At 51.3% G+C, this 23935-nt stretch carries 28 protein-coding genes; 16 read left to right on the plus strand and 12 right to left on the minus strand.

The genetic code is table 11. The features are described from left to right. Nucleotides 1-300: 300 nt before the first annotated feature. Nucleotides 301-1590, plus strand: a complete 1290-nt coding sequence (locus PGW97_RS03835) for an NCS2 family permease (protein WP_273858806.1) — start codon at nt 301-303, stop codon at nt 1588-1590. 53 nt (nt 1591-1643) lie between these two features. After that, nucleotides 1644-2102: a xanthine phosphoribosyltransferase gene (gene gpt / locus PGW97_RS03840; RefSeq protein WP_047883903.1), complete on the plus strand. Its 459-nt coding sequence runs from the start codon at nt 1644-1646 to the stop codon at nt 2100-2102. A 154-nt stretch (nt 2103-2256) separates the two neighbouring features. On the opposite strand, the gene PGW97_RS03845 is transcribed toward gpt, so the two are convergent. Beyond that, the gene (locus PGW97_RS03845) at nt 2257-2574 is read right to left on the minus strand and encodes a hypothetical protein (RefSeq protein ID WP_242551830.1); all 318 of its coding nucleotides are present in this window, start codon (nt 2572-2574) and stop codon (nt 2257-2259) included. Nucleotides 2575-2804: 230 nt separating this feature from the next. Here PGW97_RS03845 and frsA point away from each other — a divergent pair, with 230 nt between their 5' ends. From frsA to PGW97_RS03865, 4 genes are all read left to right on the plus strand, one after another. Beyond that, the gene (gene frsA, locus PGW97_RS03850) at nt 2805-4064 is read left to right on the plus strand and encodes an esterase FrsA (protein WP_084712461.1); all 1260 of its coding nucleotides are present in this window, start codon (nt 2805-2807) and stop codon (nt 4062-4064) included. 185 nt (nt 4065-4249) lie between these two features. Continuing rightward, nucleotides 4250-4654 carry a sigma factor-binding protein Crl gene (crl, locus tag PGW97_RS03855; RefSeq protein WP_047883901.1) on the plus strand — a complete coding sequence of 135 codons (405 nt, stop codon included), beginning with the start codon at nt 4250-4252 and terminating at the stop codon, nt 4652-4654. 113 nt (nt 4655-4767) lie between these two features. After that, a complete protein-coding gene (gene proB, locus PGW97_RS03860; protein WP_254463025.1) occupies nt 4768-5958 on the plus strand; it encodes a glutamate 5-kinase in 1191 nt (396 codons plus the stop codon). Between the two features lie 23 nt (nt 5959-5981). Continuing rightward, on the plus strand, nt 5982-7238 hold the full coding sequence (locus PGW97_RS03865; protein WP_047883900.1) for a glutamate-5-semialdehyde dehydrogenase: 1257 nt from the start codon (nt 5982-5984) through the stop codon (nt 7236-7238). Between the two features lie 228 nt (nt 7239-7466). Here the strand turns inward: PGW97_RS03865 and PGW97_RS03870 are convergent, their stop codons facing one another. From PGW97_RS03870 to PGW97_RS03890, 5 genes are all read right to left on the minus strand, one after another. Further along, the gene (locus tag PGW97_RS03870) at nt 7467-7703 is read right to left on the minus strand and encodes a DUF2897 family protein (RefSeq protein WP_047883899.1); all 237 of its coding nucleotides are present in this window, start codon (nt 7701-7703) and stop codon (nt 7467-7469) included. After that, complete coding sequence (locus PGW97_RS03875) at nt 7704-8402, minus strand: M15 family metallopeptidase (RefSeq protein WP_273858813.1); 699 nt, start codon at nt 8400-8402, stop codon at nt 7704-7706. 7 nt (nt 8403-8409) lie between these two features. Then, entirely contained in the window at nt 8410-9540 is a 1131-nt protein-coding gene (gene dapE / locus PGW97_RS03880; RefSeq protein WP_217391974.1) for a succinyl-diaminopimelate desuccinylase, read from the minus strand. 14 nt (nt 9541-9554) lie between these two features. Beyond that, nucleotides 9555-9908, minus strand: a complete 354-nt coding sequence (locus PGW97_RS03885; RefSeq protein ID WP_217391975.1) for an ArsC family reductase — start codon at nt 9906-9908, stop codon at nt 9555-9557. Nucleotides 9909-9977: 69 nt separating this feature from the next. Then, complete coding sequence (locus PGW97_RS03890) at nt 9978-10376, minus strand: MAPEG family protein (protein WP_047883895.1); 399 nt, start codon at nt 10374-10376, stop codon at nt 9978-9980. Nucleotides 10377-10835: 459 nt separating this feature from the next. Here PGW97_RS03890 and ompW point away from each other — a divergent pair, with 459 nt between their 5' ends. Both ompW and PGW97_RS03900 read left to right on the plus strand, forming a co-directional pair. Continuing rightward, the gene (gene ompW, locus PGW97_RS03895) at nt 10836-11477 is read left to right on the plus strand and encodes an outer membrane protein OmpW (protein WP_047883894.1); all 642 of its coding nucleotides are present in this window, start codon (nt 10836-10838) and stop codon (nt 11475-11477) included. A 227-nt stretch (nt 11478-11704) separates the two neighbouring features. After that, entirely contained in the window at nt 11705-11986 is a 282-nt protein-coding gene (locus PGW97_RS03900) for a winged helix-turn-helix domain-containing protein (protein WP_047883893.1), read from the plus strand. Nucleotides 11987-12076: 90 nt separating this feature from the next. Here PGW97_RS03900 and PGW97_RS03905 read toward each other — a convergent pair whose 3' ends face one another. Both PGW97_RS03905 and narQ read right to left on the minus strand, forming a co-directional pair. Continuing rightward, nucleotides 12077-12703: a response regulator gene (locus PGW97_RS03905; RefSeq protein WP_273858817.1), complete on the minus strand. Its 627-nt coding sequence runs from the start codon at nt 12701-12703 to the stop codon at nt 12077-12079. 4 nt (nt 12704-12707) lie between these two features. After that, entirely contained in the window at nt 12708-14357 is a 1650-nt protein-coding gene (gene narQ, locus PGW97_RS03910) for a nitrate/nitrite two-component system sensor histidine kinase NarQ (protein ID WP_254463027.1), read from the minus strand. 428 nt (nt 14358-14785) lie between these two features. On the opposite strand from narQ, the gene napF reads away from it, so the two are divergent. The 6 genes from napF to PGW97_RS03940 all read left to right on the plus strand — a co-directional run bounded on the left by napF (nt 14786) and on the right by PGW97_RS03940 (nt 19352). After that, nucleotides 14786-15277, plus strand: a complete 492-nt coding sequence (gene napF, locus PGW97_RS03915; protein WP_047883890.1) for a ferredoxin-type protein NapF — start codon at nt 14786-14788, stop codon at nt 15275-15277. Nucleotides 15278-15280: 3 nt separating this feature from the next. Further along, nucleotides 15281-15553 (plus strand): chaperone NapD, encoded by a 273-nt coding sequence (locus PGW97_RS03920; protein WP_047883889.1) that lies wholly within the window; start codon nt 15281-15283, stop codon nt 15551-15553. Continuing rightward, complete coding sequence (gene napA, locus PGW97_RS03925; RefSeq protein WP_047883888.1) at nt 15550-18036, plus strand: periplasmic nitrate reductase subunit alpha; 2487 nt, start codon at nt 15550-15552, stop codon at nt 18034-18036. The genes PGW97_RS03920 and napA overlap by 4 nt, the downstream gene beginning before the upstream one ends. Before the next feature lie 85 nt (nt 18037-18121). Further along, entirely contained in the window at nt 18122-18592 is a 471-nt protein-coding gene (locus PGW97_RS03930; RefSeq protein WP_207103302.1) for a nitrate reductase cytochrome c-type subunit, read from the plus strand. 25 nt (nt 18593-18617) lie between these two features. Beyond that, nucleotides 18618-19193 (plus strand): NapC/NirT family cytochrome c, encoded by a 576-nt coding sequence (locus tag PGW97_RS03935; RefSeq protein WP_047883886.1) that lies wholly within the window; start codon nt 18618-18620, stop codon nt 19191-19193. 24 nt (nt 19194-19217) lie between these two features. Continuing rightward, nucleotides 19218-19352, plus strand: a complete 135-nt coding sequence (locus PGW97_RS03940) for a TIGR02808 family protein (protein WP_084712460.1) — start codon at nt 19218-19220, stop codon at nt 19350-19352. A gap of 169 nt (nt 19353-19521) precedes the next feature. On the opposite strand, the gene PGW97_RS03945 is transcribed toward PGW97_RS03940, so the two are convergent. The 3 genes from PGW97_RS03945 to PGW97_RS03955 all read right to left on the minus strand — a co-directional run bounded on the left by PGW97_RS03945 (nt 19522) and on the right by PGW97_RS03955 (nt 20717). Next, the gene (locus tag PGW97_RS03945; RefSeq protein WP_217391982.1) at nt 19522-19710 is read right to left on the minus strand and encodes a hypothetical protein; all 189 of its coding nucleotides are present in this window, start codon (nt 19708-19710) and stop codon (nt 19522-19524) included. 70 nt (nt 19711-19780) lie between these two features. Then, nucleotides 19781-20266, minus strand: coding sequence for a DUF1499 domain-containing protein (locus PGW97_RS03950; protein WP_273858823.1), 486 nt, complete (start codon nt 20264-20266; stop codon nt 19781-19783). 88 nt (nt 20267-20354) lie between these two features. After that, nucleotides 20355-20717, minus strand: a complete 363-nt coding sequence (locus PGW97_RS03955; RefSeq protein WP_273858825.1) for a DUF2956 domain-containing protein — start codon at nt 20715-20717, stop codon at nt 20355-20357. 579 nt (nt 20718-21296) lie between these two features. Between PGW97_RS03955 and PGW97_RS03960 the strand changes: the two genes are divergently transcribed. Both PGW97_RS03960 and PGW97_RS03965 read left to right on the plus strand, forming a co-directional pair. After that, nucleotides 21297-21758 (plus strand): DUF2919 domain-containing protein, encoded by a 462-nt coding sequence (locus PGW97_RS03960; RefSeq protein WP_047883988.1) that lies wholly within the window; start codon nt 21297-21299, stop codon nt 21756-21758. Nucleotides 21759-21763: 5 nt separating this feature from the next. Then, a complete protein-coding gene (locus tag PGW97_RS03965; protein ID WP_047883884.1) occupies nt 21764-22171 on the plus strand; it encodes a hypothetical protein in 408 nt (135 codons plus the stop codon). A 119-nt stretch (nt 22172-22290) separates the two neighbouring features. On the opposite strand, the gene PGW97_RS03970 is transcribed toward PGW97_RS03965, so the two are convergent. Further along, on the minus strand, nt 22291-23889 hold the full coding sequence (locus PGW97_RS03970) for a GGDEF domain-containing protein (RefSeq protein WP_273858827.1): 1599 nt from the start codon (nt 23887-23889) through the stop codon (nt 22291-22293). Nucleotides 23890-23935: the final 46 nt, after the last annotated feature.

A 23935-nucleotide genomic window follows, 5' to 3' on the forward strand; every position in this document is an offset into this window, starting at 1 on the left:
GAAAAATCCCACCTGAATAAAATACACTCAACGTATTTGTATTTTAGTTTGTTGTTTTATAAGTGGTTTGTGTTGGCGGTTCAGAAGGTGGGATGGATTTTTATCCATTTGTCGGCGTGGATTAGTGATAAATACGTTATTTTCTGGAAATTGATGAGTTAGAGGCATATAATCGCCACCCAAAAATAGAAAACGCAAACGTTTTCTATTTTTCGTTCGGGCAGACGTTAACTTTGATGTTAGCTCAGGCCGAGACAGACACAACAACACTTGCGTAATATCTCCAAGGAATTGAGAGCAATGCTTGAGAAACTCTTCAAACTGAAAGAACACGGTACCGATGTTCGGACTGAAGTTCTGGCGGGCCTTACCACCTTTTTGACCATGGCCTACATCATCTTCGTCAACCCGACTATGCTGTCGGCGACAGGGATGGATCAGGGCGCGGTTTTTGTTGCGACCTGTCTGGCTGCCATGGTGGGCTGTTTTATCATGGGCTTTGTCGCGAACTATCCGGTCGCTCAGGCTCCGGGTATGGGCCTCAATGCATTTTTTACCTACAGTGTTGTTCTGGGCATGGGGCATACCTGGCAGGTCGCTCTGGCTGCGGTCTTCCTTTCCGGCCTGTGCTTCATTGCGCTGAGTGTGCTGAAGGTTCGTGAGTGGATCATCAATGCGATTCCTCATGCACTGCGTACGGGAATCTCTGCCGGTATCGGTCTGTTCCTGGCTTTCATCGCTCTGCAAAGCTCGGGTATTGTGGTTGATAACCCTGCCACGCTGGTACACATTGGTGACTTGACCAGCTTCCCTGCCGCGATGGCGTCGCTGGGCTTTTTCCTGACCATTGCGCTGGTACACCGTGGCTACAAAGCGGCGGTACTGATTGCTATTCTGGTTGTAACCGGAATGGGTATTGTGTTCGGTGAAGTGGCATATAACGGTGTTGTTTCTATGCCACCAAGCATTGCACCAACCTTTATGCAACTGGATTTTTCCGGCGCTATGGAAGTTGGACTGATTTCTGTTGTGTTTGCTTTCCTGTTTGTTGACCTGTTCGACACAGCCGGCACCCTGGTGGGTGTGGCGACAAAAGCGAACCTGATGGACAAAGATGGCAAACTACCACGCCTGAACCGTGCGCTGCTGGCTGACAGTACGGCAACATCTGTAGGTGCGGTTCTGGGGACGTCAAACACAACCTCTTTCGTTGAGAGTGTCTCGGGCGTTGCTGTTGGTGGCCGCACCGGTCTGACAGCCGTTACCGTCGGTGTCCTGTTCTTGCTGTCTCTGTTTTTTGCTCCGCTGGCCGGTATGGTGCCAGCCTACGCCACTGCAGGCGCGCTGTTTTATGTTGCCATCCTGATGATGTCCGGTTTGGTGAGTATTGACTGGCGCGACTTAACAGAAGCAGCACCAGTAGTTGTGGTTTGCCTACTGATGCCGTTAACATATTCCATAGCAGAGGGAATTGGTCTTGGTTTTATTACCTATGCTGCTGTCAAAGTGTTGAGTGGTAAAGGGCGGGATATCAATATCAGCGTCTGGGTAATTGCTGCCCTGTTTCTTGCTAAAATTATTTTCCTATAAAAGTTTATAAATCCATCCAGCGGCGCTGCCGCTGACTCAGAGGTTCATCGGATATGAGTAATAAGTTCGTCATCACTTGGGACAACATGCAAATGTATACCCGCCAGCTTGCAGAAAAACTACTGCCTGCGGATCAATGGAAAGGTATCATTGCCGTTAGCCGTGGTGGCCTAGTGCCATCTGCCATTCTGGCTCGTGAACTTGGTATTCGTTACGTAGATACCGTGTGTATCTCAAGCTACGACCACGATCACCAGCGCGATATGAACGTGCTGAAAAAAGCAGACGGTGACGGCGAAGGTTTCATCGTGGTTGACGATCTGGTGGACACTGGCGGTACGGCGGAAGTGATTCGTCAGATGTACCCGAAAGCAAAATTTGTGACCGTTTGTGCTAAGCCAGCGGGTAAACACCTGGTTGATGACTACGTGGTCGACATTCCTCAGGATACCTGGATTGAACAGCCTTGGGATATGGCAGTGACATTTGTTGACCCGATTGCCAAGCGCTGATTGTCGACAGCATCTGTTATCGCCGCGAAGCGAAACACACAGGAAAGGAGCCGAAAGGCTCCTTTCTTTTTGCCTACTAGTTGTGATTGACGGTGATTTGACCGGTTGGCACTGGTAGTGAAAGGCCAGTCGTCGCACTCTTTGAACCGTCCTATCAAGTGCGGTGGGCTTTGGCCCGGATATCAGACAAGGACTCGTTGTGGGGTTTATTGCGATAGAAATTGTTGAAGTTAATCAGATCAACGGCGGTATTACCGGTAATGTCGCACTGGCGCTCAAGTTTGGTCTGGTAACTGCCGGGTATCCGCTCTCCCGAGACATCAAGGCATAAGGCGGTTTTGGCATTGACCCCACCTGAGGCTTCGCCGGGATTTCCCCCCATAGAGCCACCGCTGCCAAACGCCAGAGCTTGTCCGGAAAAGAAAACCACGCTAATCAGCATAATAAGGCTACGCATATCAGGACTACGCATATTGTTCACCGTACGAAATACTGCTCGGTAAGTACAAGCATAGCTGACGTTTGTTTGGCTTGAGAAACGCGTACCGGCATTCCCCGTGACTTGTCCAGTCCGGATGCCGGTTTTGTTAGGGCTGGCATATAGTAAGCATTTGATGGATGGTATACTCTTCACAAGAACCTACTACATGACGCCGCCATTTTTTGCCGTGGCAGCGCGTCGCGACAGAGATGGAGTCCCACGTGTCTGAACCGTCCAAAACCAACCTATCTGAAAAGCTGTTTGCTCCACGCCAAACGTCGAAAGAAACATCCAGCCTGGTAAAGCTCGCCCATGTTAAAGATACGCCGATTCACAGCGCCCTGGATGGCGATAGTGAAGCTGGCTGGTATCGGGTTATGCGTCGTCCGCAATGGATCTGGCAGGGGATTGACCCTATTGAGATGGAGGCCATCTTTGCCCGTATTGCCAGTTCGAAAGCAGCCCGTACCCGCGACGATTTGCTGGATACCGTGATTGGCTATAAACCCGGAAACTGGGTGTATGAGTGGTGTCAGGTCGGGGCGAGAAGGCAGAAGGCTGCACGGGAAATGCTCGAAAACGGCGAGGTGGAAAAGGCCGCGGAAGAACTGCTGATTGCCAGTATGTACTACAGTGTGGGGGCTTACCCGCACCTTAAAGGGGATGAGTTGGCCGCACAGGCGGAGCTGCAGTCGAATCAGACTTACCGCGAAGCTATGGAAAAGCTGCCACATCAGATGCGTACCATAGATGTGAAGTACGACAACAAGACGTTCCAGGCTTTTATCCATCTGCCTTGCACCGATAAATTGTTGCCGACCGTTATTGTTAGTGGCGGGCTGGATACGCTTCAGTCGGATCTGTGGCGGTTGTACAAAGACTATTTCGGCCCGGCCGGGTTTGCCATGATCACGCTGGACATGCCCTCTGTCGGACACAGTAGCCACTGGTCACTGACGGAAGACACCAGTCGTCTTCACCAGGCGTTACTGCAACAGGTCAAAGACGTGCCTTGGGTCGATCACACCCGGGTTGCCATGCTGGGGTTACGTTTCGGTGGTAATGCGGCCATTCGCCTCGGTTTTCTTGAGCCGACCCGACTCAAGACCTGTATCAGTCTGGGGGGAATGATTCATACCGCGTTGGCTGATCCAAAACGTCTGGATTCAATGCCGCGTATGTACCTGGATATGATGGCGTCCCGGATGGGGAAAAACGGGGTCTCCAAAGCGAGTTTGACTTCCCATCTCCCGGCCTGGTCGCTGAAGCTGCAAGGGCTGGTCGGCCGCCGGAAAATTGAGATACCGATGCTGGGGATCGGCCTGAAAGGTGACCCGGTATGTACTGAAATCGATAACCAGCTGATTGCGATGTCGAGCTGGGGCGGTAAAGCCATTACCCTGCCTGACAAACCTCTGCATGACGGTTACCACCGTGCCATGACTACAGTGGTTGACTGGCTGAAAGAAAAACTGGCCTGATCATTGTCGCTGAACGCAATGTTGCCAATGGAATCTTGTAAACGGAATGTTGCAATTTCAGCGTATTAGGGCTTAAATGGTGGGTACAAAAGCCGGAAGGAATGCCGGCTACCTTGCCCAGCAAGGCCAGCCATACAGGCTGGGGGATAACACCGCTGATTGATTGCTAAGGATGGAGAACGACGATGACAACGCAAGTGACTTTTCCCCCGCATGGCCGTTTGATGACCAAGCTTACGGCGTTGGGGCCTTATCTTCGCCAGAATCTCTCTGCAGAGGGACATTTTTTCTTTGACTGCCTGTCGAGCTGTATCAGCGCCAAGAAAGCACCGGAAGAACGTGAGTTCTGGGGCTGGTGGCTGATCATGGAAGCGACGAAAAACGGGTTTGAGTATCACTACCAGTTTGGTCGGTTTAACGATCAGGGGGAGTGGGATAAGGACACCGTGCCCGCGAAACACGTTCAGGCTGTGCAGCAGACGCTGGATGATTTCTATCCGAAATTAAAGGGCTTGCTGGTTGATGAACTGGGACTTTCATTAACCGCCTCTAAAGCGCTGGAAGAACCCGAACTGGGTAGCGCCGCCTGAGTTAAAAAGTTGTTTATTGCCAAGAAAAATGCGCCTTAATGGCGCATTTTTCTTGTGATTTTTTAAGCGTATTGATACAACGTCAGTCTATTCATTATTTTTGTTAGATCCCTATGGCAGAGACAAATTTCCTTCAAGAACAGCAAACCAGTCGTGTTGCCGTGCGTGCCGCTCAGGCGCAGGCGAAGCAAGAAACGACCGTTGCTTCCCAGACCATTGTTGTCAAACTGGGAACCAGTGTACTGACTGGTGGTACCCTGAAATTGGATCGTGCCCATATGGTTGAGCTGGTAAGGCAGTGTGCTTTACTTCGCCGCCAGGGGCACAAGGTCATCATCGTTACGTCCGGCGCAATTGCCGCGGGACGTGAGCACCTTGGTTACCCCGAATTGCCCAAAACCATGGCCAGTAAGCAGTTGCTGGCTGCGGTAGGGCAGAGCCGACTGATTCAGGAATGGGAAAGTCTGTTTGGGATCTACGGCCTACACGTGGGGCAGATGCTGCTGACCCGTGCTGATCTGGATGATCGCGAGCGTTTCCTCAATGCGCGGGATATGATTGTTGCGCTGCTGGATAACGGCATTATCCCGATCGTTAATGAAAACGACGCGGTGGCGACCACCGAAATAAAAGTGGGTGACAATGATAACCTGTCCGCGCTGGTTGGCATTCTGACCGGAGCTGACAAGTTGCTATTGCTGACCGATCAGCCGGGGCTGTTTACGGCCGATCCGCGTAATAACCCGGATGCGGAATTGATCCGTGAAGTCCACACCATTGACGAAACCCTGCGCAAGATTGCCGGTGGCAGTGTTGGCGGCCTGGGTACCGGTGGCATGGCAACCAAGCTGCAAGCGGCTGACGTAGCACGTCGTGCCGGCATTGAAGTGACGATTGCCGCAGGCAGTCGCCCGGATGTGATTTCTGCCTTGACCAATGGTGAGTCGGTTGGTACTCGCTTCTTGCCGCTGGAATCCCCACTGGAAAGCCGCAAGCGCTGGATTCTGGCCGGGCCTCCGCCAGCAGGTGATATCGTTATCGATGACGGTGCGGTTGCTGCCGTACAAAAGCGGGGCAGCAGCCTGCTGTCGAAAGGGATCACCGAAGTTCGCGGGGATTTCGAGCGGGGAGAAGTGGCGCGTATCTATAGCACCCGTGGTGAATTGTTGGCACGGGGTATCTGCCGTTACTCCAGCAAAGATTTGTCGAAGATTGCCGGCAAGCACAGCCAGGATATCTACCGGGTGCTGGGCTACGAATACGGTCCGGTTGCCGTTCATCGTGATGATCTGGTCGTTATTTAAAGAAAAGCATTTGAGGGAACACAATGAATCTTGAGTTGATGGGCCAGGCTGCGCAGCAGGCGGCCTTTGAACTGGCTACCGCTGCAACCAAGCAAAAGAACCAAGCACTGGCTATTATCGCCGATGAGCTGGAAGCCAATCGCGACACTATTCTGGCCGCCAATGCCCTGGACATTGAAGCGGCGAAAGCATCAGGGATGACGGATGCCCTGATTGACCGTCTGTTGCTCAATGAAGAGCGCCTGAGCGGCATTGCCAACGATGTCCGCAATGTGATCAGTCTAAATGATCCGGTGGGCTCTGAGCTCGACAGCAAGGTACTGGAAAATGGCATGCGCCTGAGCCGTCGTCGTGTCCCGCTGGGTGTGGTTGGGGTGATTTACGAAGCGCGCCCGAACGTGACCATTGATATCGCCGCCTTGTGCCTGAAAACCGGTAATGCCAGTATTCTGCGTGGTGGTCGGGAAACCTTCCACTCCAATATGGCACTGGTGAAAGTTATTCAGGTCGCGCTAGCAAAAGCCGGCCTGCCGTCGGCATCGGTGCAGTATATCGAGAAGCCGGATCGTGAACTGGTTTCTCAATTGCTGAAGATGGATCAGTACGTTGACATGATCATCCCGCGTGGTGGCGCAGGCTTGCACAAGATGTGCAAAGAGAACAGTACGATTCCGGTCATTATTGGTGGGTTTGGGATCAGCCACGTTTACGTGGATGCCAGTGCCGATCTGTCTCGCTCGCTGACCGTGGTAGAAAATGCCAAAGTGCAGCGTCCGTCGGCCTGTAATGCACTGGATACCCTGCTGGTTAGCGAGAAGATCGCCGAAGCGTTTCTGCCGCGTCTGGCTGAGCGAATGAATGCCAAGCAAGTTTTGCTGGTAGCCGATGAAGCGTCTTATGAGCTGCTGGAAGGCAAAGCCGCCAACCTGCGTAAAGCGGTTGAAGGGGATTTCGACACCGAATGGCTGAGTTTTACGTTGGGTATCAAAGTCGTGAAAGACGTGAATGAAGCGATTGCACACATGCGTAAGCATAATGCCAGCCATTCCGACGCCATCATGACCAATGATCTGGCTGCGGCCGAGCGATTTGTGAATGCAGCAGGCTCAGCCGCGGTATACGTGAATGCATCAACCCGTTTTACTGACGGTGCGCAGTTTGGCTTGGGAGCCGAGGTGGCGGTTTCGACTCAGAAGTTGCATGCACGTGGCCCGATGGGGCTGGAAGAGCTAACAAGTTACAAATGGGTAGGGATCGCTGATTACTTGGCTCGGGCTTAATGATTATCTTTTAAGTCAGCCATAACGATAATTGCATCGTAAGCGCGCATTGACTTCAAACACCGCGCTTACTCGCTGTTATCGCTGTGGCCGATTGAACGGGCGACCTGCTAACAGTGGCGGGATGAGTTATCAGAAAAAAAAGCGAGAGTTTAACTCTCGCTTTTTTTATGGGTGCGGTTTGAGCAAGGCGCTTATTAAGCAAATTTGCTTCTTGAGCAAGTCAGTTTACGGGTTTTTATGTTGCTCTGTTTGCTGTTCTTGTGCTGTCGCTTGATCGGCAACGTTTGGGTCTTGCTCCGCATTGTTTTGGGCCTGTTCACGCTGGTGTTTTTCCTGCATGTATTTGACCTTGTCCTTATAGTCAAACTTCATGTTGGCCGTGTACTTCAGAGCCGCGATGTTGCTGACCAGAACACTGACAATAATCAGCGTGATTACCCAAGGGTTGAGCAGCCATTCCATTTACACCTCGCAGATATTCTCTATGTACTTAATATAAAGATTATCAAGGTTTTTCAGGATATGCGACTTTCCGGCAATGTCACTGTGACTGAGCACAGCTTTCAGCATCTCGGGAGTCAGTTGTGCCAGTAAATGCTGGCTGACAGGAAAATAGCTGATGTGCCAGGGTTCACAGGCCACTCCGTCGCGCTCTTCCCGGTAAGGAAGGTAAAAGCCAAATGAATGCATGTTGTGGCACAGCCATTCACTGAATTCAGCCTGGTGGCCTCCGGGCTCGTATTCCCAGGGCTCGAGCATCAATGCGGTGTCTTGCGGCAGGCAGTTGGCGGCATAGACATCAACATCCGTGCCCCAGTGATGGCGGCTGCCTCCGGGCAGAGCTGACCAGCGAAGAATGGCATGAATTTTTTCGAGATCCGTCAGCGTTGCCGGATCCAGTGGCTGGCTTTGGCTGTCGAGTATCGGGCGTAAGCCGTTGAACTTGTTGTTCCAGATCAGCAGCTGACGTTCAAACGGGCGGAATGCGCTGGCCAGCCGAAGGTCAAACCCGGCGGTCTGTGCGGCCTGCTGCATGGCACGCAGTGCGGGCGCCATCTGCTGGTGGACAAACTGGTTACCGACGGCCACCAGATGACTGGTGTCCTGGCCGGTCAGTTGCCCGGCGCTGTGCGGCCGGGCAGTTGTTGGGTGAATTAACATGATAGTGTTAAAGCACTTTTTCCATGATCTTCTGATACATATCGGTCAGCTTCTCTAAATCTGCGACTTTTACGCACTCGTTGATCTTGTGAATGGTAGCGTTTACCGGACCCAGCTCAATAACCTGTGCGCCAGTTTGCGCGATAAAGCGACCGTCAGAGGTTCCGCCGGTAGTCAACAGTTCAGGTTTCTGGTGGTTCACTTCTTCAATGGCTGCCACAACGGCTTCCAGCAGGGTACCTGTATCGGTCAGGAACGGATGGCCGCTGAACGTCCAGGTTATCTCATACTCCAAGCCGTGCGCATCCAGAACGGAATGCACCTTGCGCTTGATGTCCTCTTCAGTCAGTTCGGTGCTGTAGCGGAAGTTGAACTGAACGTGGAATTCCCCCGGAATCACATTGGATGCGCCGGTACCGGCCGCCAGGTTCGCGATCTGGAAGCTGGTCGGCGGGAAGAATTCGTTGCCGTTATCCCAAGTGGTTGTTGCCAGTTCAGCCAGTGCCGGCATGGCACGATGCACCGGGTTATCGGCAAGATGCGGATAGGCAACATGTCCTTGCGTGCCTTTAATGATCAGATCACCGGTGATGGAGCCTCGGCGGCCGTTTTTCACGACATCACCCACGGCATGGGTACTGGATGGTTCACCCACGATACACATGTCGATTTTCTCATTTCGCGCTTCCAGCGTATCCACGACGCGCGTGGTACCGTTGATAAACGGCCCTTCTTCGTCAGATGTGATCAACAGGCCGATTGAGCCTGTGTGTTCAGGGTGTTCCGCCAGAAAACGTTCAATTGCCACTATCATACAAGCGAGCGAGCCTTTCATATCGGCAGCCCCACGGCCGTGGAGGTAACCGTCAATGATTGTTGGCTCGAAAGGAGGCGTATGCCAGTGGTTCAGGTTACCGGCTGGCACTACATCGGTATGACCAGCAAACACCAGCAGTGGTGCCTCTGTACCGCGGCGTGCCCACAGGTTGGTGGTATCTTCGAAAACCATAGGCTCGATGGTGAACCCTAGTGCTTTCAGGCGGGCAATCATCACATCCTGGCAACCTGCATCTTCGGGGGTAACGGATGAGCGGCTGATTAAATCTTTGGCCAGCGCGATGACCGGACTATCTGACATCCTTGTATCCTTAATTAGTTGGTTTGGAAAATTTCTTGGTACTGGGCCGGTTTAAAGCCAAGGTGGTAGCCGCCGTTATGGACCAGCAGCGGACGTTTGATCATCGCTGGGTATTCCAGCATCAGCGCCAGCGCGGTTTCCTGATTAAGGTTGGCTTTCTGGTCTTCTGTGAGCTGGCGGAAAGTCGTGCCACGCTTATTCAGCATGGCTTCCCAGCCGAGTTCAGCTTCAAATGCTTCCAGCATGTCGCGGTCGAGGCCATCAACGCGGTAGTCATGAAAACGGTATGCGATATTTTCTGCGTCCAGCCATTTCTTCATTTTTTTAATGGTGTCGCAATTTTTAATGCCGTAGGCGATGGTACTCATAGTGGATTGACTGACTTTTTGTGAATTTGGTCCCTCTTTATAACGAGAATGGCTGGGGTTAGCAATGGCTTAACCGCTATAGCTGGCCGCCATTTTTATCAGCCATAGACAGGCAAAGATACCGACCACAAAAACCACGGTGCGCCAGGGGATCAGGTTGAAGGTATAGCAGGCGCAATACAGGATGCGTGAGGCGATAAACAGGTAGGCGGGCAGGGCTGACTGGGACGCTGGCACACCGGCCAGGTGGGCAATGAATACGGAGCAGGCAAAGACAGTCAGGATTTCCCAGCTGTTGGCCTGCGCGGCGTTTACCCGAGCCGCCATTCCGGTTAGAGACTGTGCCTGAAGGCGGGGATAGCGGATATCAAGTCGGCCTGTTTGCTGGGTAGTGAGCCAGCCACCCAGTCCCGCCAGCAGGTAATTCATGAAGATCGCAATCACAATGCACCAAAATGCCGGGGTCATGGCGGTATCCTCTTACATTATTCCTGACGGTAATGGGATCAGTATAGGGGAGAGTCTGACGCCGGTGCATCGAGTGAATCGGCAGAAGGAGGTTGTATGCCGTGGAGCAAGAGGCAAACACCTCTCTGATATGCACCTGATGGCAATTAATTCGTGAGGATAAAAATGTTTTTCGGTTCCTCATTTAAGAGTGCAAAGGATGTTAGGTAAATCCAGGAAATGTGAGCTGTTTTTTATATTTTGTGCGGTTTAAGCCCATTTTAAGCACACTCGTAGCCCATTAAATACCATCGTTTTTAAGTTGTTGATCTGTATCAAAAGTTATTTATTGGTGTTAATTTTTCTAAATTGATTTCAGTCAATACGTGCCTGTTTCAATGTGGTTACATTCTGCACCATTCAAACGACAAGCCCGATAAATTTCCTGTTGGGGTTTCAAAAGGAATGGAGTCAATAATAATGAAAAAAACAATTTGTGCTTTAGCAGCGTTCGCAACCCTTTCTGCCGCCCCTTATGCGCTGGCTCACAAACAAGGTGACATCCTGGTGCGTGCTGGTGCCGCGACGGTTGTACCGAATGAAAGCAGTGACGATGTACTGGGTCTGGGTGAATTTGGCGTGAGCTCAAATACTCAGCTTGGCCTGACTGTGGGCTACATGCTGACTGACAATATCAGTATTGAACTGCTGGCTGCGACCCCGTTCAAACACGACGTATCACTGGGTAATGGTGTTGGTGATATCGCTGAGGTAGAGCACCTGCCACCAACGCTGATGATTCAGTACTACTTCCTGGACAGCACCAGTAAGTTCCGTCCTTACGTGGGTGCTGGCCTGAACTACACCACGTTCTTTAACGAAGATTTTAACGGTAAGGGGAAAGGGCTGGGTCTGTCGGATCTGAAACTGGATGATTCTTGGGGACTGGCAGCGAACGTAGGTATTGACTACCAGCTGAAAGATAACTGGTTCGTTGGTGCATCAGTATGGTATGCCGATATCAATACTGACGTAAGCTTTAAAGCCGGCAATGATCGCGTAACGATTGATACCGATATCGACCCATGGGTATTTATGGTTTCTGCCGGTTACACGTTCTAATCCTATCCGGATGATCAAAACACAGGCACAACCCGAGAGGGTTGTGCCTAGTTATTTGATTTACAAAGCGGTAACATTTTTATCTCCCCGTTAAATCCGCAGTTTTGCGAGATGCGTCACTCTACCGTATCGCACGTGCTTGGAAATCCTACCGCAACTTGATCAAACGCAACATCCCTTCAGCAGAAGACGGAATAATAAAAAACCATCAGCTTATGGAGGTCTCAATGGAACTGAATCCGGTTTTTGCCCGTCGTCTGTATCTCGCTCTGCTCGTTGAGCAGCTTGATCGCCCTAATGTGCCGAAGTTAATTGAAATTACCGGCTGGCCGCGTCGTACTATTCAGGACGTACTGAAAGCCTTGCCGGGGTTTGGGATTGAGCTGTCCTTTATTCAGGACGGCAAACGTCATAATGACGGTTACTACCAGCTTTGTGATTGGGGGCCGTTTGATTTGCAGTGGGTGGAATCCCGGGAGAAGGACATCATTGCATCGGTGTCCCACTAACTGACACAGCGTCAAAAAGAAAAAACCGCGATTGCGGTTTTTCTTTGTCTGCGGTTTTTCTTTCGCTGCGTTTATTAGCGCTTGCTGGTTCTACTGCCCTTGAGCCTCAAGGTACAGAACCGTCGCAGCAGTGCGTGATTTCACCTGAAGCTTTTTGAGCAGGCTTTTCATGTGTACCTTGACCGTGGCTTCAGAAATGAACAGCGACTCGGCGATCTGCTTGTTGCGAAACCCCTTGGCGACTTCCTGCAGGATCTGCATCTCGCGGTCGGTCAGGGAATCAAGCAGTGACTCCTGTGAATCGTTGTCTGCCAAGTATTCCCGCACCTGCTCGCTATAGGCTTTCCCACCGCACAGGGCTTGCTTTAGCAGATCGATCAGCTCATCCGGCTCGGTATCTTTCAGCAGATAGCCGTCAGCACCGGCATTCAGCAGGGCTCGAATATCGGCTTTGCTGTCAGAAACGGTCAGGACCACGATGCAAGACTGAATACCTTCAGCCCGCATGGCATTGAGGGTATCGAGCCCTGACATCCCTTTCATGTTGAGATCCAGCAGGATCAGATCCGGCTCGGCTTCCGATGCGAGTTGGAGCGCATCAGCCCCGTTGCTGGCTTCACCAACAATCTCAAAATCGCTTTCAAAACTCAGTAGCTGATGGATACCACGGCGCATGAGCGGGTGGTCATCGACAATCATTATTTTCCAGGTTGCCATATCGTTATCCTTGAGGCTCCAGTTGAAAACGAAGCAATACCTCGCTCCCGGAGCCTTGGGTCGTGTTTATATCCAGTGTACCGTGCAGGCGCGATGCCCGCTCTGTCATGATCGCCAGACCATAATGGTTAAGTTTTTCGTTGGCCGGGTCAAATCCAATCCCGTCATCTTTGACGCTGATAGTAATATCGTGTTCATTTTGGCTGCAAGTGATGATGATTTCGTCTGCCGCGGCATGCTTGATGGCATTGAGTACCGCTTCACGGATGAGTTGCAGCAGATGGATTTGATGGTGCGCATCAAGGTTAAGCGACGACAGCTGATTATCGATGATCAGCAATGCATCGCTTTGATCTTCCAGCGGCTTGAGCATTTCGACCAGAGCTTCACCAAAGTTGGCCTCTTTGATGGTTAGCCGGAAAGTGCTCAGCAGTTCCCGCAGCTGGGTGTAGGCACCCGACAAGCCGGCGTCAATTTCACCGATGATCGCCATCGCCCGTTCCTTTTCGTCCTGGCTGAGCTGGCGCTTGAGCAGGGTCACCTGAATCTTCAGGTAAGACAGCGACTGCGCCAGGGAGTCATGCAGCTCGCGGGCGATAGTGGCCCGTTCTTCCATCAGCAGTAACTGCTCAGCCTGTTTCTGGGCCCGATTGTAATAAATGCCCCGCGCAAGGGTGCGGCTGATGTTGTCGATCAGGCTCTGATCCGGACAGGGCAGGGTGTATTGCCACCAGAGCTGTCCCAGAATCTGGCCGTCGAGCTCCAAATCCTGATAGTGCCAGTGACCTTCAGTCGGTGTGCCGGCGCTGATTTCTGTATTGGCACCGCTGGCTTCCTCGATCACCAGTTTGGTCGCGGTCAGCCCCTCAATATGAAGCAAGGTTTTTAGCATCGCGGCAAAGTTCTTCGAGGTCAGCCGGCTTTCGGTCAGCTCCTGCGAGCAGTTATACAGCACCTGCAGTGAATCGTTCGCTTGGCGCAGGCGGCGGGTTTTTTCATCTACTTTCTTTTCCAGGTTGCGGTACAGCTTGCCCAGCTCTGAAGCCATGGTGTTAAACGTGCCAGCCAGCAGACCCAACTCATTATCACTTTTCAGGTTGAGGTTCAGAGTGAACTGGCCGTTTTTCACTTGTTCACTGGCAAACACCAGCTGCTTGAGTGGGCTGACAATTTTGCGCTGAGTGAAGTGAATCGTGAACAGGGCAACCAGCAGAATCAGGCTTAACCCCAGGCCGCCGACAATCGATAGGACCTGGAGTTTAATGGTGGAAAATTCCTGTAATTCGAGGACAAATGCGTCGATATGATCGACAAAGTGCGCAACCTCGCGAAGGTAAGCCTGCTCGTCACCATCCCGGAGCAAGGGATAAAGTGTCTGCCAGCGATGCAGCAAATTGCTGTAATGGGACTGAATGGTGTCCGGGACGGTCCAGTGTGACAAAGCGGCCATGGAAGGTGACAGAAGCGAGTGCTCAAACTGTTCAACATGCAGGAGTAAATCGGGTGATTCCGTTTCGACATCATAGGCCAGGCGATAGCTCTGCATCCTCAGTGATCCGGAAACGTTAATGGCTTCAGCATCATTCAGGCTCGACGCCAGCGTTAGAAGGGCGAAGCTGGTAGTGGCAACCGACAGCAACAGGATGGCGAGCATGGATCGGGCGATGGTGGTCGTCACGGGCTTTAGTGGCCGGTTCTGCACAATTCTTCCTTATTATTTATTGGATTAGTGACGGAAAGGTGGCTGAACTGAGTGTACGCTGACTTGCGGCAGAATGGGAATGCTCATTGTGTTTTATCCCTTTTGAGAATATTTGGGGTGCCTGCCTCAAGAATGCCAGTCAATAGTGTGAAAGCTGTCGTTGACTTTTATTGATCCAAAACAAAGTCCCCCCCTATTTAACCCTTACTAGGTATTTAAGCATTTATTACTAAATTTACACTGGCGGTGTCAGAAAATGACAGCTTGTGAATAGGCTTGCTGCGAATGCAGCAACTCAGCGGGTGAATTCGGTACTGATGCGAGTATGCCCGTCGGTAAGCGCTATGTTTATTAATAATATTTCATAAAGGAATGAGTCAATGTTTGATCGCTCCCGTCGCCGCTTACTGACCCGACGCTCGAAACCTGAGCAACAACGCTTACCCTGGATGGTTAACGACGACATTTTCACGGACGGCTGCACCCGATGCGGGAAGTGTGCCGCGGCCTGTGAAACGCAGATCATTATTCACGGGGACGGCGGTTTTCCTGAAGTCGATTTTAAACGGGGAGAATGCACGTTTTGCTATCGTTGCGCCGATGTGTGTCCGGAACCGCTGTTTCATCCCCAAACCACGCCAGCATGGGCAATGGTAGCGGAAATCGGAGAGGGGTGTCTGGCGTATCAGCATGTTGAATGTCGCAGTTGCGGCGACATGTGTGAAACCCAGGCAATCCGTTTTCGGCTGCAACCGGGTGGCGTGGCCCAGCCTGAACTTGAGGCAACCAATTGTACCGGGTGTGGTGCGTGTGTGTCGGTTTGCCCGACCTCAGCGATCACAGTGGTTAATCCTAAAAACAAAGAGAGTTAGGCCATGGCACTACAAGAAGTCCATATCTCAAGTCTGGTCGTGCATGTGAAGCCGGCTTTTCTGGATTCCGTGAAAGATCAAATCGCGGCCATGCCCAATGCGGAAATTTACGGCGACAGTGAAGAAGGGAAAGTCATTGTGGTTCTGGAAACTGAAAACCAGGGCTTCGTGACCGACACCATAGATAAAATCAATAACTTAGAACACGTTTTAACGACGTTTTTAGTGTATCACCAAATTGAACACTTTGATTCGCAATCTGAGGATGATTCATGAAAATGACAAGACGTGCGTTTGTGAAAGCAAACGCCGCTGCTTCAGCAGCAGCGGTAGCGGGAATCTCGCTACCGGCTTCAGCAACTAACTTAATTGTTAGTTCTGACGAAACCAAAATTAAATGGGATAAAGCGCCTTGTCGTTTTTGTGGCACCGGGTGTTCTGTTCTGGTGGGGACGCAGAACGGGCGGGTTGTGGCTACTCAAGGGGACCCTGAAGCTCCGGTCAACCGTGGCCTGAACTGTATTAAAGGCTATTTCCTGTCGAAAATCATGTACGGCACCGACCGTTTGCAGACCCCTTTGCTACGCATGAAAGACGGCAAATATCACAAAGACGGCGATTTTCAGCCGGTGTCCTGGGATCAGGCATTTGACGTCATGGCCGAGAAATGGAAGGCTGCGCTGAACAAACTGGGCCCGACAGGGGTGGGAATGTTCGGCTCCGGCCAGTGGACGGTTATGGAAGGCTATGCGGCCTCCAAAATGATGAAAGCCGGTTTCCGCTCCAACAATATTGACCCGAATGCGCGTCACTGCATGGCATCCGCCGTGGGGGCATTCATGCGTACGTTCGGTATCGATGAGCCGATGGGGTGCTATGACGACTTTGAAAATGCCGATGCCTTTGTGCTGTGGGGCTCGAACATGGCCGAGATGCACCCAGTATTGTGGACCCGTGTGACGGATCGTCGTCTGAGCCATCCGCATGTGAAGGTGAACGTACTGTCCACTTACCAGCACCGTTCGTTTGAGCTGGCAGATAACGGCATGATCTTCCATCCGCAGACGGATCTGGCGATTGCTAACTTTATTGCCAATTACATCATCGAAAATGATGCCGTTAACTGGGACTTTGTTAATAAGCACACCAATTTCAAACGTGCTGACACTGATATCGGCTACGGCCTGCGTGATGATCACCCGCTGCAGGTGAAAGCGAAGAACGCCAACTCGGGCAAGATGCACCCGATGAGCTTTGAGGAATACAAAGCATCGGTGGCGGAATACACCGTCGAGAAAGCCTCAGAAATGTCCGGTGTCCCGCAGGATAAGCTGATCGAGCTGGCCAAGCAGTACGCCGATCCAAATGTGAAGGTGATGTCGCTGTGGACCATGGGCATGAACCAGCACACCCGTGGGGTGTGGATGAACAGCCTGGTGTACAACATCCACCTGCTGACTGGCAAAATTTCTCAACCGGGGAGTGGCCCGTTTTCGCTGACTGGTCAGCCATCCGCCTGTGGTACGGCTCGTGAAGTGGGAACATTCTCTCACCGTCTGCCGGCAGACATGGTGGTGGCCAATCCGAAGCACCGCGCGATTGCTGAAAAAATCTGGAAATTACCGGAAGGGACGATTCCGCCAAAACCGGGTTACCACGCAGTCTTGCAGGACCGGATGCTGAAAGACGGCAAAATGAATGCTTACTGGGTAATGTGTAACAACAACATGCAGGCCGGTCCGAATATCAATGAAGAGCGCCTGCCGGGTTACCGTAACCCAGAGAACTTCATTGTCTGCTCTGACCCGTACCCGACTGCGACTGCGCAGGCTGCCGACCTGATTCTGCCAACCGCCATGTGGGTTGAGAAGGAAGGGGCTTACGGCAATGCTGAACGCCGTACTCAGGTTTGGTATCAGCAGGTAAAAGCGCCGGGTGAGGCTAAATCGGATCTGTGGCAGATCATGGAATTTACCAAGCGCTTCAAGGTTGAAGAAGTGTGGGATGACGCGCTGCTGGCAAAGGCACCGCAGTACCGTGGTAAAACGCTGTTTGATGTGTTATTCCGCAACGGCCAGATTGACCAGTTCCCGCTGTCGGAAGCGCAGGCGCTGAATGATGATGCGCAGGCGCAGGGTTTCTACCTGCAAAAAGGGTTGTTTGAGGAATACGCCTCGTTTGGGCGCGGCCATGGTCACGATTTGGCACCATATGATACCTACCATCAGGTACGCGGTCTGCGCTGGCCGGTCGTGAACGGCAAAGAAACCCAGTGGCGTTTCATTGAAGGTTCCGATCCGTACGTTGCAGCAGGTAAAGGCTATCAGTTCTACGGCAACGCTGACGGTAAAGCGAATATCATTTTTGCACCGTTTGAGCCGGCACCGGAAACCCCGGATAAAGACTACGACATGTGGCTGTGTACTGGCCGTGTACTGGAGCACTGGCATACCGGAACGATGACCCGTCGGGTACCTGAGCTGTACAAAGCGGTGCCGGATGCGGTGTGTTTCATCCACCCGGATGATGCGCAGGCTCGTGGTTTGCGTCGTGGCGATGAGGTACTGGTTCAGTCTCGCCGGGGTGAAGTGCGCTGCCGCGTTGAAACCCGTGGTCGTAACCGTCCACCGGTCGGGCTGGTTTTCATTCCGTTCTTTGATGCCCGAATTCTGGTGAACAAGCTGATTCTGGATGCAACGGATCCGTTATCGAAACAGACCGACTTCAAGAAGTGCCCGGTCAAAATTTCTAAAGCCTGATAAGTCACCTATGTAGCAGCGGCTGTTTGCCTGACGCAGGCAGCCTGCTCTCGACCTGAATTTAGCCATTAAGGCGGAGAATAGAATGAAACGATTAGTCTTAGCAGTTCTGGCAGTCGGTATGATGCTGACCGGCGTTGTTCACAGTGCTGAAGCACTGAATAATCCGGGCGGCACAGGTGGCCTGTCTTCGTTGCGCGGGGCCACCAACCTGGAAGAAACTCGTCCGGCTGATCCGATGAAACGGTACCCTCGCGATCAGGGCACCATTAACAGTGATTATGTTTATCAGCCACCGCTGATTCCGCATACCATCCGTAACTATGAAGTCTCTCTGAATGCCAATAAATGTCTGGCCTGCCACAGCTGGAAAAATGCCAACGACATGGGCGCGACCAAAATCAGTGTGACGCATTACCAGTCTCCTCGTCAGGGGCAGGTACTGTCTGATGTCTCACCATCGCGTTACTTCTGTCTTCAGTGCCATGTGCCTCAGGCAGATGCGAAGCCACTGGTCGACAATGACTTCCAGCGTGTTGATGCGCTGCGCGAGTAGCCGGATAGAAAAGAAGAGGCTATTAATGAAGATAATCAAATCCTTTTGGCGGCGCTTCACCTCGCCAAGTAAAGTGGCGGTCGGGCTGGTCCTGTTCATGGGTTTTATGGGCGGCCTGCTGTTCTGGGGTGCATTTAACACCGGGATGGAAGCGACGAATACGGAAGAGTTCTGCTCCGGGTGTCATGCGCCGATTGTGAAAGAAATTCGGGAAACGATTCACTACTCGAACCGCTCCGGGGTCAGGGCTATCTGTTCTGATTGCCATGTTCCGCATAACTGGACCGATAAAATTGTGCGCAAGGTACAGGCATCGAAAGAGCTGGTGGCCTTTGCGATAGGCACGATTGACACGGAAGAAAAGTTCCAGGAAAGGCGCGGTCATTTGGCTAACCGGGAATGGCACCGGATGAAAAATAACGATTCCAAAGAGTGCCGCAACTGCCATGAATTTGAGTATATGGATTTCTCAGAGCAGGGCGCGCGCAGTGTGAAACAGCACTCTACCGCGTTGGCATCCGGAGAGAAAACCTGTGTGGACTGTCATAAAGGGATTGCTCACAAACTGCCTGATATGAAAGGCATCGAAGGCTGGCAGTAGTCGTCGGTAGAGGAGGAGAAACGTATGAGTACACTCGAATCGGTAATCTGGCACACACTGGGTTATGCGGCGATGCCAGTCATAATTTTGAGCGGTTTTCTGGCCGTTGCGGTGATTTGCATTGGTCTGCTGTCGTTAGGAAAAGACAAGCAAAGTTAAGTACCGGTTGCGTCGGTGGTGACTGGTGTGATTGCATCAGCCAACGTAAGCCATGTCTTCTGACCGTAGTCAGGAGGCATGGCTTTTTCGTTCTTAGCCTTTGGTCTTTCCAGCCCTGTCTTAGTACTTCGCTGTAGGCTAAGCCTGAGCCTGAAAAGAGTCGGCGGCATTATTCGCGGTGCAGAAAATTTTCATATACCGCTAAAGCGAGCAGGCTGATCCAGATAGCATCCAGGGCACCCCACTCCAGCAAATACTGGTCAGGCGTCAGTATACCGACACTGGCATCAATAAGTTGCAGCAGTGCCATACAGATGATGCCCATCACACAGAACAGCAAAAAACTGGCTTTGGTCATAAGACACCCCAACAAGAAGAGTCATTCCAGCCAGTATTATAGATCTAACTGATAATTATTATCAAATAAGTTATTGCAAATAACCCTGCGCTTTTAATAACTCTCGGAACTGATCAGCGCGATCGCGATTGACGCCGAAGTCATAGTACCCGACTCGGGATGCTGAGCGGACAATGAGCTGGTTGCCGTCGCGCTGGACCTCAAAATCATCCACAAACTTAAAGACCCGGCTGGTGCACTCGATGCGGATATAGTCCGGTTTATCTTCAACCATCCGTGCTCCCGGTAACTGAGTCGCGACCCGTTTGACCGCTTTCCAGTATTTTTCTCCTTTTTCCGTCAGCGTAAACGGAGCAAGCTGAAAATCCTGACGCGCATCAAGTGTGGAGACGCAATTAGGTTTGTCGCCGCACGGCTGAGCAATTTTGATGTGATTGAGAGTGCTCGTGTCATTTTCTGATGACTGTTGGGCAGCAGTGCTGCTGCACGCCGCGAGTACCAAGCTCAAAGCCGTCAGTAATGGAAAGCGGGAGAAGCGTAATCGACTTGTTATCATGACAGAATTCCTTGTATGTCGTCTGAGTTCGGATGAACGCAATATCTGTTGGCGGTCTTGCTGAGCGCCAATGCAGCTTCTGTATGGGTTACAGCAGGTAGAAAGCCAGAAACCCGACCCACGATAAGCCAAGAAGAACCCAGGGAAGCCATTGTTGGCGAGACGGGGTAGCCAATGATGGGTCATGTGGGGCGATATTGTCGTGGTCGTAAGAAGTAGCCGGGTCGTTAAGTGGGTTCTTATCCTTGGACTGTTTCTTTCGTAGTTTATCTCTTTCTCGAGCCTTGGCTTTCTGTTGCTTCTTGTACTGCTCTATACCGTGTTGAATTCCCTGAGCAATCAGTTTGGTTTGTTCCTTGGTTTGCCCCGGTTTTTGCGTCGCGCGGGCAATGCGCATTGCTTCTGTTTGGGTTTCCGGAGATGGGGTTTGCTGTGGTTTTTTGACTGCCATAGTGATTGCCGTCGTTGTGTAATGTCGAATCATTTATCAGAGGCAAATTATACCCTCCGTCAGCGGGAAAGCTAATGCGATAGGCAATGAAAAGTGATCACACAACACGTAAAAATATTTCATTGTGTGAATGAATTTTGCCCAAGTGTGAATTTTTATTTTTATCTTTAACGCAATGAAAAGTAATGAATTATTAGGGGTTTTCCGGGAGGTGGTGCATAATTATCCCCAATGTGACTTGTGTAATAAAACTAGAAATTTGTGTGTTACTTAACGTAAAAACGTGAACTTGGCTACAAGTTGAACTGTTTTAAAGTGCGTTAAAGCACAGAATTTACCACGGCTGCTGGTGCGATAATCATAAAGGCTTATCTTGAGTAAACCGGTCAGATATAGCAGAAAACACCGTTGACCTGCGCTGGTGTTGAAAATGATCACATCAGCCTCCATTGCATAGAGTAAGTCGCATGTAGCAAGTCAATGACATGCCTGAATCAGAAGGTATGACGTCAGCAAATGGCATGTCAGTCATTAGCATGTGAAACGCCATTTGAAATCGTAATTGTTTGGGGAAATACGGTGTTATACCCGATTGAAGCCTATGACCGTCACGGGCTGCTGAAACCTTCAGCCATGTTATGGCTAACTCTGTTTTTCAGCGCAAAAGGCTGGCTGGTTTTTATTATTGCAGGGGCCAGTCGACAGCAAGGAGCCCGGATTCTGGAAACATTGTATCCGTTGCCACAGAACTTGTACCTGGCAATGGCGATCGGCCTCCCGGCAATGTTGCTGATGTGGTTGTCCGGTCACCGATATAAGAACAACAAAGTCATTAATTTTATCTGGCAGCGGGGGAAAATCATCCTGTTGCTGGCATATATCACAGATTGTGCGTTGCAAATGCATCAGCTGATCCTGACCCACGGGGCGTTCAGCTGGACCCGAGCTATCAGCCTGTTACTGACGCTATGGCTGGGCGGTTACTTACTCAGAAGTTCTCGGGTCAGAAACACATTTGCCGACAAGCCGATAGAGAGGTAACAAACATGAACGATTGGGGTAAAGGCCTGGTTCTGTTTAGTGCGTTATTAAGCCCGTTAGCCATGGCTGACTGGTTGCTGGATGTTAATTTTGAGCTGACTGGGGCAGGTATGACCCGGTCGGTGAATACGTCACTGTCGCTGTTGCCAGGTGAAGAAACGGTATTTTTTGGCACACTGGATGAAATTGGCCAGAATCAACGCGAATTGGTGGGGAGTGCTGAATTGATAGAAGTCTCCGCCGAACAAGTGAAGATCGCCTTTAAGGTGCAGGAGCGACTTGATGATGGCGGCTGGCGAACCCTGATTGCTCCAACCCTTTCCACTGGACTGGATACCCCGATTTTGTATGAAGGGCAAGACAGTGAAGGGGAAAAACAACTGAAGCTGCAAGTTGCCGTGACATCAGTCTAAACGACGATTTGGCTTTATTTTTACGCCTACTTTTTGCACCTGCTTTTTGCGTTAAAGATTGGCCGCGCGGGTGTATGCGTAGGTATAAAAGTAGGTCTAAAAAAATGATTTGAGTTGCCTTACTGGTTAGAGATCGGTAACTCAGAAGAAGAGCGCTCCTGTCGGGAGCGTTTTTTGTTTTTGTACATCTGGGTATCAGCCCGGGATAAGAAGTAATCTGGTGTGTCTCCCTGCCGGTAGCGGGTGACCCCGATACTGGCGCCAATGTGTATTGACTGCTTGCCCATCTGAAAGGGTTCAGTTGCCAGTTGATTGAGCTGTTGGGACAGCGACTCGGCCGCAGAGTGGGGGGCGTCGGGCAGTAAAACGACAAATTCATCCCCTGCGAGCCGGGCAAAAAAAGCATCGCTTCCGGACAGCAAAGCTTTCACCCGCTGGCAAAACTGCTGCAACACCATGTCACCTACCTGATGGCCGTAAGTATCATTGACCGTTTTAAAGTTATCCAGATCAATAAACAGTAATACAGGATAAGCTTGTTTATTCTTTGGCTTGTAGATGCTTTCCCACAACATCTCCCGAAGCGCGACCCGGTTTGCAACCCCGGTCAATGGATCCCGGCGTGCCTGACGGTTTGCCCGCTCTCTGGCCAGTTTATGCAAACTGACTTCACGTTTGAGGCGGGCGTTTTTGATGTAAAGAAAAGCCGCAGTCGTCGCTAAGCCCAGTAAGATAAATACCGAGTTAGCAATCGCCAGATGGTGGTTGTCAGCGTCAGGGGCGTCGTAGTGAAACAGGAACTGTGCATTGATTGTTGTTGGTGGCATCAGGGCATGCCGACTCAACTGATCGGCAATGGTTTGCCAGCGATGGGGATTCATATGGCCAATTTCGATCAAATCAGCCAGGATCATCGGGCGTGATGTTTCCAGTTCGTAGGCCAGATGCTCATGGGTTTTTCGCGACGGATAATGTGATTCGATCACATCCAGTGTTTCTTCCGGGTGGGACAGTGCATAGTACCAGCCCTTGATACTGGCTGTTCGGAATCGCTCTGCCAGATCCGGTTTCTGCTCTGCGGTATGTCGATGGGTAAACAGGATATCACTGTAAAAATCAATGCCATGTTGAGCCGGCTGGAAGATCACCGGTTTGACTCCTGACTCCTTCAATAGGTAGGGCTCATTATTCAGGTAGCCGTTGAAAACGTCGACCCGGCCGGATAACAGATCCTGAATATTCCCTGAGGTATTCACCGCCTCGAACTCATTCAGGCGAATCTGGTTGCCAGTCAGCAAACTGATCAACTCGGCATCCGTACTGCCGGCAAACATCATCACCCGCTTGCCTTTCAGATCGGTCAGGGTATCAATCTGGCTATCGGAGCGGGCCAATAATATCGACGGTGAGTGCTGGTAAATGGCCGCCAGCGCGGTAACCGGTTGGCCTTGTCCGAAGCCGATCAGCACCTCCGTATTGCCAACGCCAAAATCCGCCCGGTTATTCATTACCTGCTCGAGCGGATTAATTCCCTCTCCGCCGGGAACTATCGTGGCATTGATGTCAGCTTCACGGTAAAAACCTTTTACCTGTGCCATGTAGTAACCGGCAAACTGCGCCTGATGATGCCAGCGCAATTGCAACGTGACAGATTCAAGCGCGAAGGATGGCCAGGCAATCAGACTGTATAAAAGGAAGAGAAAAGGGATGAATTTCACAATATGCAAATACGTGCTTAATGGTGTTCATTATTTTCAACAACTT

Origin of the sequence: Photobacterium sp. GSS17 (assembly GCF_028621875.1) — a bacterium.
GTDB lineage: Bacteria > Pseudomonadota > Gammaproteobacteria > Enterobacterales > Vibrionaceae > Photobacterium > Photobacterium ganghwense.

What these genes read in the sequence shown, in the direction of transcription:
- PGW97_RS03835 (WP_273858806.1), top strand. Translation starts at nt 301, where the DNA reads ATGCTTGAGAAACTCTTCAAACTGAAAGAACACGGTACCGATGTTCGG.
- gpt (WP_047883903.1), top strand. Translation starts at nt 1,644, where the DNA reads ATGAGTAATAAGTTCGTCATCACTTGGGACAACATGCAAATGTATACC.
- PGW97_RS03845 (WP_242551830.1), bottom strand. Translation starts at nt 2,574, where the DNA reads ATGCGTAGTCCTGATATGCGTAGCCTTATTATGCTGATTAGCGTGGTT.
- crl (WP_047883901.1), top strand. Translation starts at nt 4,250, where the DNA reads ATGACAACGCAAGTGACTTTTCCCCCGCATGGCCGTTTGATGACCAAG.
- proB (WP_254463025.1), top strand. Translation starts at nt 4,768, where the DNA reads ATGGCAGAGACAAATTTCCTTCAAGAACAGCAAACCAGTCGTGTTGCC.
- PGW97_RS03865 (WP_047883900.1), top strand. Translation starts at nt 5,982, where the DNA reads ATGAATCTTGAGTTGATGGGCCAGGCTGCGCAGCAGGCGGCCTTTGAA.
- PGW97_RS03870 (WP_047883899.1), bottom strand. Translation starts at nt 7,703, where the DNA reads ATGGAATGGCTGCTCAACCCTTGGGTAATCACGCTGATTATTGTCAGT.
- PGW97_RS03875 (WP_273858813.1), bottom strand. Translation starts at nt 8,402, where the DNA reads ATGTTAATTCACCCAACAACTGCCCGGCCGCACAGCGCCGGGCAACTG.
- dapE (WP_217391974.1), bottom strand. Translation starts at nt 9,540, where the DNA reads ATGTCAGATAGTCCGGTCATCGCGCTGGCCAAAGATTTAATCAGCCGC.
- PGW97_RS03885 (WP_217391975.1), bottom strand. Translation starts at nt 9,908, where the DNA reads ATGAGTACCATCGCCTACGGCATTAAAAATTGCGACACCATTAAAAAA.
- PGW97_RS03890 (WP_047883895.1), bottom strand. Translation starts at nt 10,376, where the DNA reads ATGACCCCGGCATTTTGGTGCATTGTGATTGCGATCTTCATGAATTAC.
- ompW (WP_047883894.1), top strand. Translation starts at nt 10,836, where the DNA reads ATGAAAAAAACAATTTGTGCTTTAGCAGCGTTCGCAACCCTTTCTGCC.
- PGW97_RS03900 (WP_047883893.1), top strand. Translation starts at nt 11,705, where the DNA reads ATGGAACTGAATCCGGTTTTTGCCCGTCGTCTGTATCTCGCTCTGCTC.
- PGW97_RS03905 (WP_273858817.1), bottom strand. Translation starts at nt 12,703, where the DNA reads ATGGCAACCTGGAAAATAATGATTGTCGATGACCACCCGCTCATGCGC.
- narQ (WP_254463027.1), bottom strand. Translation starts at nt 14,357, where the DNA reads ATGCTCGCCATCCTGTTGCTGTCGGTTGCCACTACCAGCTTCGCCCTT.
- napF (WP_047883890.1), top strand. Translation starts at nt 14,786, where the DNA reads ATGTTTGATCGCTCCCGTCGCCGCTTACTGACCCGACGCTCGAAACCT.
- PGW97_RS03920 (WP_047883889.1), top strand. Translation starts at nt 15,281, where the DNA reads ATGGCACTACAAGAAGTCCATATCTCAAGTCTGGTCGTGCATGTGAAG.
- napA (WP_047883888.1), top strand. Translation starts at nt 15,550, where the DNA reads ATGAAAATGACAAGACGTGCGTTTGTGAAAGCAAACGCCGCTGCTTCA.
- PGW97_RS03930 (WP_207103302.1), top strand. Translation starts at nt 18,122, where the DNA reads ATGAAACGATTAGTCTTAGCAGTTCTGGCAGTCGGTATGATGCTGACC.
- PGW97_RS03935 (WP_047883886.1), top strand. Translation starts at nt 18,618, where the DNA reads ATGAAGATAATCAAATCCTTTTGGCGGCGCTTCACCTCGCCAAGTAAA.
- PGW97_RS03940 (WP_084712460.1), top strand. Translation starts at nt 19,218, where the DNA reads ATGAGTACACTCGAATCGGTAATCTGGCACACACTGGGTTATGCGGCG.
- PGW97_RS03945 (WP_217391982.1), bottom strand. Translation starts at nt 19,710, where the DNA reads ATGACCAAAGCCAGTTTTTTGCTGTTCTGTGTGATGGGCATCATCTGT.
- PGW97_RS03950 (WP_273858823.1), bottom strand. Translation starts at nt 20,266, where the DNA reads ATGATAACAAGTCGATTACGCTTCTCCCGCTTTCCATTACTGACGGCT.
- PGW97_RS03955 (WP_273858825.1), bottom strand. Translation starts at nt 20,717, where the DNA reads ATGGCAGTCAAAAAACCACAGCAAACCCCATCTCCGGAAACCCAAACA.
- PGW97_RS03965 (WP_047883884.1), top strand. Translation starts at nt 21,764, where the DNA reads ATGAACGATTGGGGTAAAGGCCTGGTTCTGTTTAGTGCGTTATTAAGC.